Annotated in this window: 6 protein-coding genes and 1 pseudogene; all 7 read left to right on the top strand. The window is 70.0% G+C overall.

The genetic code is table 11. The annotated features are described in order from the left end of the window. The coding region (locus J7E68_RS11370) for a glycoside hydrolase family 65 protein (RefSeq protein ID WP_285225253.1) at positions 1-1,381 on the top strand (1,381 nt) is incomplete at its 5' end. 144 nt (positions 1,382-1,525) lie between these two features. After that, complete coding sequence (locus tag J7E68_RS11365; protein WP_215172667.1) at positions 1,526-3,904, top strand: DNA polymerase III subunit gamma and tau; 2,379 nt, start codon at positions 1,526-1,528, stop codon at positions 3,902-3,904. Beyond that, the gene (recR, locus tag J7E68_RS11360; protein WP_215172665.1) at positions 3,904-4,497 is read left to right on the top strand and encodes a recombination mediator RecR; all 594 of its coding nucleotides are present in this window, start codon (positions 3,904-3,906) and stop codon (positions 4,495-4,497) included. The genes J7E68_RS11365 and recR overlap by 1 nt, the downstream gene beginning before the upstream one ends. Next, a complete protein-coding gene (locus tag J7E68_RS11355; RefSeq protein ID WP_215172663.1) occupies positions 4,494-5,432 on the top strand; it encodes a DMT family transporter in 939 nt (312 codons plus the stop codon). The genes recR and J7E68_RS11355 overlap by 4 nt, the downstream gene beginning before the upstream one ends. 317 nt (positions 5,433-5,749) lie before the next feature. Further along, positions 5,750-7,033, top strand: coding sequence for an aspartate kinase (locus tag J7E68_RS11350; protein ID WP_215172661.1), 1,284 nt, complete (start codon positions 5,750-5,752; stop codon positions 7,031-7,033). A gap of 164 nt (positions 7,034-7,197) precedes the next feature. Beyond that, entirely contained in the window at positions 7,198-8,262 is a 1,065-nt protein-coding gene (locus J7E68_RS11345; RefSeq protein WP_215172659.1) for an aspartate-semialdehyde dehydrogenase, read from the top strand. A gap of 88 nt (positions 8,263-8,350) precedes the next feature. Further along, a pseudogene (locus J7E68_RS19810) lies at positions 8,351-8,452 on the top strand (malate:quinone oxidoreductase); the annotation flags it as partial.

The following is an 8,452-nucleotide window of genomic DNA, read 5'->3' as shown; positions in this document are numbered from 1 at the left end:
CGTGCTCCCGTTCCTCACCTACACGTCGCCCCAGTGGGCACGCAACGCGCTGCGGGCACGAGCGCTCATGCTTCCGGCGGCCCGTCGCCGTGCGGCGCAGCTCAACGAGGCCGGCGCTCTGTTCCCCTGGCGCACGATCAACGGCGAGGAGGCCTCGGCCTACTACGCCGCCGGCACCGCGCAGTACCACATCAACGCCGACGTGAGCTTCGCGCTCGGCAAGTACGTGCGCGCGACCGGTGACGACGACTTCCTGCGTCGCGAGGGCATCGACATCGCCATCGAGACGGCCCGGCTGTGGGCGACGCTCGGCTTCTGGCGCACCTCGAGGCTCGTCGCCGACACCAAGGACGACGACGGCATCGAGACCTTCCACATCCACGGTGTGACAGGGCCCGACGAGTACACCACGGTCGTCAACGACAACCTGTACACGAACGTCATGGCCCGTTACAACCTGCGCTATGCGGCGCGGGTCGTGCGCGAGGCGCAGGAGGCGAACGGCGAGGAGTTCGCCAGGGTCGTCGAGCGCACCGGGCTCGACGAGGGCGAGGCCGAGGGGTGGGAGCGGGCAGCTGACGCGATGTTCATCCCGTTCAGCGAGCGACTCGGCATCCACCCCCAGGACTCCCTGTTCCTCGAGCGAGAGGTCTGGGATCTCGCCCACACGCCGCCCGAGCAGCGGCCGCTGCTGCTGCACTTCCACCCGCTGGTCATCTACCGGTTCCAGGTGCTCAAGCAGGCGGATGTCGTGCTCGCGCTGTTCCTGCAGGGCAACCACTTCACCCCCGAAGAGAAGAAGGCGGACTTCGACTACTACGACCCGCTGACCACCGGCGACTCGACGCTGTCGGCCGTGGTGCAGTCGATCCTCGCCGCCGAGGTGGGCTACCAGGATCTCGCGCTGCAGTACTTCCGGCAGTCGCTGTTCGTCGACCTGCACGACCTGCACCACAACGCGGCCGACGGCGTGCACGTCGCCTCTGCGGGAGGAGTGTGGACGGCCCTCGTATGCGGCTTCGGCGGAATGCGCGACTACGCCGGCGAACTCAGCTTCGACCCGCGGCTTCCCGCCGACTGGCCGTCGCTGTCGTACCCGCTGCAGTGGCAGGGGTCGTCGCTGCAGATCACGCTCACCACCGACCAGCTCCGCGTGCGGGTGGTCAGCGGCGATCCGGTGGCGTTCACGGTCCGGGATGACGCGTACATCGCCGCGGTCGACGAAGAGGTCATCGTGCCCCTCGCAGACCAGGGTCCGATGATTCCCGGACGCCCGTCGCTGCGGCAGTTCGCGGACGCGCTGCGCGAAGACGGCACGCGCCTGTCGGCATCCGTCCCGGTGATCACCACGGCGATTCCGGTGATCGAACCGATCGACTGAGCTCCTCCTTCCGCGCACTCATCGACGCCCCACCTCGCCGGCATCCGGCAGGTGGGGCGTCGTCGTGCAGCTGGGGACGGGGGATGAGGCGCGGATGCCGCTCTCGCCTGCCGCAAGGTCGGTGGCACGCCGTAGGCTGTTCTGGTGACCACAGCCCTCTACCGCCGCTACCGCCCCGAGTCGTTCGGCGAGATGATCGGGCAGTCCCAGGTGACCGAACCGCTGATGACCGCGCTCCGCGGTGACCGTGTCGGCCACGCCTATCTGTTCTCCGGCCCGCGTGGGTGCGGAAAGACGACGTCCGCGCGCATCCTCGCCCGCTGCCTCAACTGCGCCGAAGGGCCGACCGACGTGCCCTGCGGCACCTGCCCGAGCTGCGTCGAGCTGTCGCGCGCCGGCGGAGGATCTCTCGATGTGGTCGAGATCGACGCGGCCAGCCACAACGGCGTCGACGACGCCCGCGACCTGCGCGAACGGGCGACGTTCGCCCCCAGCCGCGACCGCTACAAGATCTTCATCCTCGACGAGGCGCACATGGTGACGCCTCAGGGGTTCAACGCGCTGCTCAAGCTGGTCGAAGAGCCGCCGGAGCACGTCAAGTTCATCTTCGCGACCACCGAGCCCGAGAAGGTGCTCGGCACCATCCGCTCGCGCACCCACCACTACCCGTTCCGGCTGGTGCCCCCGGCGGCGATGCTCGAATACGTCGAGAAGCTGTGCGCCGAAGAGGGAGTGATCGTCGAGAAGGGCGTGCTGCCGCTCGTGGTGCGAGCGGGTGGCGGGTCGCCGCGAGACACCCTGTCGCTGCTCGACCAGCTCATCGCGGGCTCCGACTCGCCTGCCGGTTCCGAGACCGTGACCGTCGCCTACGAGCGCGCTGTGGCGCTGCTCGGCTACACGCATGCGGCTCTGCTCGACGAGATCGTCGACGCTCTCGCGTCCGCCGACGCCGCGGCGGCGTTCCCTGCCATCGACCGCGTCGTGCAGACCGGGCAGGACCCGCGCCGCTTCGTCGACGACCTGCTCGAGCGACTGCGCGACCTGATCGTGATCGCCGCCGTGGGGCCCGGCGCATCGTCGGTGCTGAGAGGCATCGCCGAAGACGAGCTCGCGCGCATGCGCACGCAGGCCGAGGGATTCGGATCCGCGCGGCTCTCGCGCACGGCCGACGTCGTCAGCGCGGCGCTCGACGACATGTCCGGTGCGACATCGCCTCGACTGCATCTCGAGCTGATGGTCGCGCGCGTGCTGACCGCTGCGGGTGACACGGGCACCGCAGATGCGCTCGCGTCCTCTCCGGCCGCATCCGCGCCCGCGCGAGCGGCGGCACCCGCGCCTGCTGCTGCCGCAGCACCCGCGCCTGCTGCTGCCGCCGCACCCGCGCCTGCTGCTGCCGCCGCACCCGCGCCTGCCGCCTCCGCCGAATCCGGGGCAGTCGAGGCAGCTGACGCGGCACCGAGCGAGGTGTCGGAATCCGGTCCCACCGCTCCCGCCGAGACGACCTCTGCTGCTGCGGCCGCCGAGACCGCCTCTCCCGCCGAGGCCCCTGCTCCCGCTGAGACCGCTGCTCCCGCCGAGACGACGTCGGTCACGGCATCCGGCTCCGACGGCGTGGCTCCTGTGATCCCATCGGGCCCGGTCACCCTCGAGCACATCACCGCCGCGTGGCCGGCGGTGCTCAAGCGTCTCGAGAGCGTCAGCCGCACTTCCTGGCTCCTCGCGACGGGCGTGCAGCCGCTCGCGTTCGCCGCCGAGACCGAGGTGCTCACGCTCGGATTCGCCAGCCAGCACGACGTCGCGAAGTTCAAGGGGACCACTCCCGGCTCAGGCCCCTCGGCTCCCCTTCGCTCCGCGATCGAGCCGGAGGTCGGTGTGCGCGTCAAGTCCCTGCCGGCCCCTATGCCCGCCGGGGGAGCGCCCCGCCAGCCCGCGACGTCGTCGTCGGGTGGCCCCGCCGACGACGCGCCCGCATCGGAGCCTGCGTCAGCGGGCCCACCGCGCGCGCAGACCCGAGGTGCATCCGCCGCGCCGGTGACCGAGTGGGCGGTGGCGTCCATCCCGGCGTCCATCGACCCCGTCCCGGCATCGATGCCCGTCGCTGAGCCTGCCGCTGTGCCCGCTGCCGCACCGGCCGCCGCGTCTCCGGTCGCTTCCTCCGCGTCTACAGCGGCCCCCACTCGGCCGTCACCGGGCGATCAGCCCTCGCGGAGCGCCGACGAGACGCCGCCTCCGCTCGACGACGAGCCGCCGTACTTCGACGACGAGCCCCCGTACGACCCCTCCTACGAACCGGCACCGGCGACGCAGGCGTCCGCTCCTGCAGCCCGCCCGGCATCCGCTCCCTCCGTGCCGGCGCAGTCCGCGCCGGTGCGAAAGGCGGCCTCGGCCGCCGCAGCCCCGGTAGTCACCGAGCGCACCCCCGCCGGGGGAGTCCAGCGCTACGGAGAGGCCGTGATCCGCCAGGTGCTCGGCGCGACGTTCGTTCGCGAAGAGCCCTACGAGCCCCCGACGAGGTTCTCCTGATGTACGACGGCATCGTCCAGGAGCTGATCGACGAGTTCGGTCGGCTCCCCGGAATCGGCCCCAAGTCCGCGCAGCGCATCGCATTCCACATCCTGCAGACGCCGACGTTCGACGTCGCGCGGCTGTCGGAGCTGCTGATCGAGATCCGCGTGCGGGTCCGCTTCTGCGAGATCTGCGGCAACGTCGCAGAGCAGGAGCGCTGCGCGATCTGCCGCGATCCGCGACGCAATCCCGCCCTGATCTGCGTCGTCGAAGACGCGAAGGACGTCGCGGCGATCGAGCGCACCCGCGAGTTCCGGGGCCTGTACCACGTGCTCGGCGGCGCGATCAGCCCGATCGCCGGCGTCGGCCCCGATGACCTGCGCATCGCGCAGCTCATGACGCGGCTCGCCGACGGCACGGTGCAAGAGGTCATCCTCGCGACCAACCCCAACCTCGAGGGCGAGGCGACCGCCAGCTACCTCAGCCGCCTGCTCACCACGATGCAGATCACCGTGTCACGCCTCGCCTCCGGCCTTCCCGTCGGCGGCGACCTCGAATACGCCGACGAGGTCACACTCGGGCGCGCATTCGAGGGCCGGCGCGTGTTGTGAACACGCAGGGCGGCTTCTCGCGACGCGGTTGGCTGCTCTTCGGGGCGATGGCCCTGCTGTGGGGCGTTCCCTACCTCTTCATCAGCATCGCGGTCGAGTCGTTCTCGCCGCCGGCCATCGTCGCAGGACGCACGCTGATCGCGGCCCTCCTGCTCCTGCCGTTCGCGATCCGCGGTGGTGCGCTTCGCGCCGCGCTGAAGCACTGGCCCTGGGTGCTCGCCTTCGGTGCGATCGAGATGGCGGGTCCTTTCGTCCTCCTCGGCCACGCCGAGATGACGCTGTCCTCGGGATTGACAGGCCTGCTCGTCGCGACCGTGCCGCTGTTCGCCGCGCTCATCGCGCTGGGCGGGGGAGACCGTGGGGTGCTGCGCCCCTCGCGGTCGATCGGCCTGCTCGTCGGCTTCATCGGTGTCGCGATCGTCGTCGCGGGTCCCGGCCTCTTCGGCGGCGACCTCAACCTGATCGCCGCGGGCGAGGTGCTGCTGGTCGCGATCCTGTATGCGATCGCGCCGTTCATCGTGGCGCGCAAGCTCGACGACGTTCCCTCGCTCGGCACGATCACGCTCTCGCTGCTCATGATCGGCGTGATCTACCTCCCGATAGGCCTGCTCACGCAGCACCGGATGCCCACGCTGCCGTCGATCGTGGCGCTCCTCGCGCTCGCCGTCATCTGCACCGCTGTCGCGTTCCTCGCCTTCTTCGCGCTCATCCGCGAGGTCGGCCCCGTGCGTGCGCCGCTCTTCACCTACGTCAATCCGGTGGTCGCGATCCTCCTCGGTGCCCTCGTGCTCGCCGAGCCTCTGACGCCGGGGCTGCTCATCGGCTTCCCGCTGATCATCGTCGGATGCTGGTTCGCCGCCACAGGCGGACGCTTCCGCCCTCCGGCATCCACCGCTCCGAATCTCGCCCCCACGCCGCTGCCGCCCGCCCCCTGAGACCCGGTCCGGCTCCCGCCTTCGCGGCTCCCCGGCCCTTTCGCCCTTCCGGGCTCCCCGACCCTTTCGCCCCGCCCATAGCGTCTGGCCTTCGATCTCTTCGCGGCTGGGCACGACGTCGGATGTTGTGGGCGACGCGCCGCGGAATGTCGCCGTACGCCAGAGTGTCCGTCACCAGGTCCGAAGTTGTGCCCGCCCGGAGGCCTGCCGCCCGCCCGGGGGCTGCGGCCGGCCACACCGTCACATGCGACGTGGCGCATATGCGGCGCTCGTAGAATGAGGGTGGGCGGATCCGCCCGACATCCCAGGGAGTGAACGTGGCCCTCATCGTGCAGAAGTACGGCGGCTCTTCCGTCGCCGACGCAGAGAGCATCAAGCGCGTCGCCAAGCGCATCGTCGACACACGTCGCGCCGGGCACGACGTGGTCGTCGCCGTGAGCGCCATGGGCGACACGACCGATGAGCTGCTCGACCTCGCGAACGAGGTGGCCCCGATTCCGGCCCCCCGTGAGCTCGACATGCTGCTCTCGAGCGGTGAGCGCATCTCGATGGCCCTTCTCGCCATGGCCATCCACTCGATGGGCTTCGAAGCGCGCTCGTTCACCGGCAGCCAGGCCGGCATGATCACCGACTCGCAGCACGGAGCGGCCCGCATCGTCGATGTCACCCCGATCCGGCTGCGGGAGGCTCTGGATGAGGGCGCGATCGTCATCGTCGCCGGGTTCCAGGGCTTCAACCGTGACACCCGCGACATCACGACCCTCGGTCGTGGCGGCTCCGACACGACGGCCGTCGCCCTGGCCGCCGCCCTCGATGCCGACGTCTGCGAGATCTACAGCGACGTCGACGGCATCTTCACCGCAGACCCCCGCGTCATCCCGAAGGCGCAGAAGCTCGACCACGTCTCCAGTGAAGAGATGCTCGAGCTCGCGGCCAACGGCGCGAAGGTGCTCTACATCCGAGCCGTCGAATACGCACGCCGTCACGGCGTCCTGATCCACGCCCGGTCGACGTTCTCGTCGTCCGAGGGCACATACGTTCTGGGCGAGGGCATGAAGAACCCTCGCGAAGCCGAGGGAGCAGCAGCCATGGAAGAACCGATCGTCGCCGGGGTCGCCACCGATTTCGGCCAGGCCAAGATCACCGTCTCGGGCGTTCCGGATGTTCCGGGCAAGGCGGCCGAGATCTTCAAGATCGTCGCCAAGTCGGGCGCGAACGTCGACATGATCGTGCAGAACGTGTCGGCCACGGGTCGTACCGACATCTCGTTCACGGTTCCCAAGGCCGATGCCGCGGCAGCGCTCAAGGCGCTGGCCGGCGAGCAGATCGAGGTCGGCTTCCAGAATCTGGTGCACGACGACCAGATCGGCAAGCTCTCGGTCGTCGGCGCGGGCATGCGGACGCATTCCGGAGTCTCGGCGACGCTCTTCGAGGCGCTGTCGGCCGGTGGCATCAACATCGAGATGATCTCGACCTCCGAGATCCGCATCTCGGTGGTGCTGCGTGACACCGACCTCGCGGAGGCTGCGCGCACCGTGCACACCGCGTACGGTCTCGACGGCGACGCCGAGGCGACCGTCCACGCCGGCAGCGGTCGCTGACCCGCGCAGCATCGTACGCCCGGCGCCCGCTCACGCGCGTCCTCGACCCGCGGGCGGCACGGTAGACTCACCGAAACCCTGACATCGGCGCCAGGCGCGGCATCCGCATCCCGACGTCGCGCCCGAAGCCTCGCCTGCAGTACTGCACGACGCCAAGGAACATCATGACCCGCATCTCCGACTCAGGACTCTCCGTCGCCATCGTGGGCGCCACCGGCCAGGTGGGCACCGTGATGCGCGAGATTCTCGCCGAGAGAGCCTTCCCGATCCGCGAGCTGCGCCTGTTCTCGTCATCGCGATCGGCCGGCACGGCCATCGAGTTCGGCGGCGCGACGGTCATCGTCGAAGACGTCGAGACCGCGGATGCCGGGGGCATCGACATCGCGCTCTTCTCCGCCGGCGCGACCGCCAGCCGTGCCTACGCACCCCGCTTCGCCGAGGCAGGAGCCGTCGTCGTCGACAACTCCAGCGCCTGGCGCAACGACCCCGAGGTTCCTCTCGTGGTGAGCGAGGTCAACCCGCACGCGATCGATGACCGCCCCCGCGGCATCATCGCGAACCCGAACTGCACGACCATGGCGGCGATGCCGGTGCTGAAGGCGCTGCACGCCGAGGCCGGCCTCGAGCGCCTCATCGTCTCGACCTACCAGGCCGTCTCCGGCTCCGGTCTCGCCGGAGCGCAGGAGCTGCTCGGTCAGGTCGAGGGTGTGCTCGCTCAGGGCGACACGCTGCGCCTCGTGCACGACGGCTCGTCGATCGACTTCCCCGAGCCCGAGAAGTACGTCGCGCCGATCGCGTTCGACGTCATCCCGTTCGCCGGCAATCTCGTCGACGACGGCCAGAACGAGACCGACGAAGAGAAGAAGCTCCGCAACGAGAGCCGCAAGATCCTCGAGCTCCCGAACCTCCGCGTGGCGGGCACCTGTGTGCGCGTGCCGGTCTTCACGGGGCACTCGCTCTCGATCAACGTCGAGTTCGCCGAGGACATCACCCCGCAGCGCGCCGCCGAGGTGCTCTCGGCCGCCCCGGGCGTCGTGCTCGACGAGGTGCCGACCCCGCTGCAGGCCGCAGGGAAGGACCCGAGCTTCGTCGGCCGCATCCGTGCCGACCAGTCCGCACCCGAGAACAAGGGCCTCGTGCTGTTCATCAGCAACGACAATCTGCGCAAGGGCGCCGCTCTCAACGCCGTGCAGATCGCCGAGATCCTCGCCGAGCGCCTGGCGTCATAGCCTGTCCGCATCCCCGCCATGCGGATCCGGTCTGATCAGGCCGGGCCGCATGGTCAGCAGTGTCGCGACCTCGAACTAGACTGTTCCGGTGACCGAAACCGTCGATGTCGTCTTGATCGGTGGTGGCATCATGAGCGCCACCCTGGGTACCCTGCTGCACGAGCTGCAGCCGGATTGGAAGATCGTCGCA

Origin of the sequence: Microbacterium sp. ISL-103 (assembly GCF_018613995.1) — a bacterium.
Taxonomy (GTDB): Bacteria; Actinomycetota; Actinomycetes; order Actinomycetales; family Microbacteriaceae; genus Microbacterium.
The sequence above is the reverse complement of the archived record's forward strand: the minus strand, read 5'-3'. Positions and strand labels throughout refer to the sequence as shown.

What these genes read in the sequence shown, in the direction of transcription:
- J7E68_RS11345 (WP_215172659.1), top strand. Translation starts at nt 7,198, where the DNA reads ATGACCCGCATCTCCGACTCAGGACTCTCCGTCGCCATCGTGGGCGCC.
- recR (WP_215172665.1), top strand. Translation starts at nt 3,904, where the DNA reads ATGTACGACGGCATCGTCCAGGAGCTGATCGACGAGTTCGGTCGGCTC.